Source organism: Vibrio sp. 704 (assembly GCF_033339295.1).
The window spans coordinates 1-511 of the sequence record NZ_JAWOUH010001044.1 but is presented as its reverse complement, the minus strand read 5'-3'; the positions used below and the strand labels follow the sequence as shown (position 1 = coordinate 511).

General features: G+C 47.6%; 1 pseudogene. It reads left to right on the top strand.

Features of this window, described 5'->3' with window-relative positions:
- A pseudogene (locus R7R24_RS30555) lies at positions 1 to 511 on the top strand (phospholipase A); the annotation flags it as partial.

The following is a 511-nucleotide window of genomic DNA, read 5'->3' as shown; positions in this document are numbered from 1 at the left end:
CAAATACGGCGATGAACTGCGTAAGGAAGAGGCAGAGTTTCAAATCAGCTTGAAAGTACCAATGAACTAAGACGATTTGTTGTTTGACGGAGATGGGCTGTTGTTTGGTGTGACGCTCAAATCGTTCTGGCAGGTATACACGGGGGATGCGTCGCGTCCGTTTCGCGAAACCAATTATCGTCCTGAGCTGTTTTACTTCACCCCTACAAGTTGGCAGCCGCTTGGCGGCTCAACTTGGCTGGGTTTCGGTATTGAGCATGAATCAAATGGCCAAAGACAAGAGCTATCGCGCAGTTGGAACCGCGTTTATACCAACTTAACCTTTGCGAAAGACAATTTTGTCGCCTCTATCCAACCTTGGTGGCGCATACCTGAGGACGAAAAAACCTTTCCGAATGATCCTAAAGGTGATGATAACCCAGATATCGAAGATTACATGGGGCCTTTTGAACTAACAAGCGCCTACAAATGGGACGATTACGCGTTGACGTTCTTGGGGCGCGAGAATTTT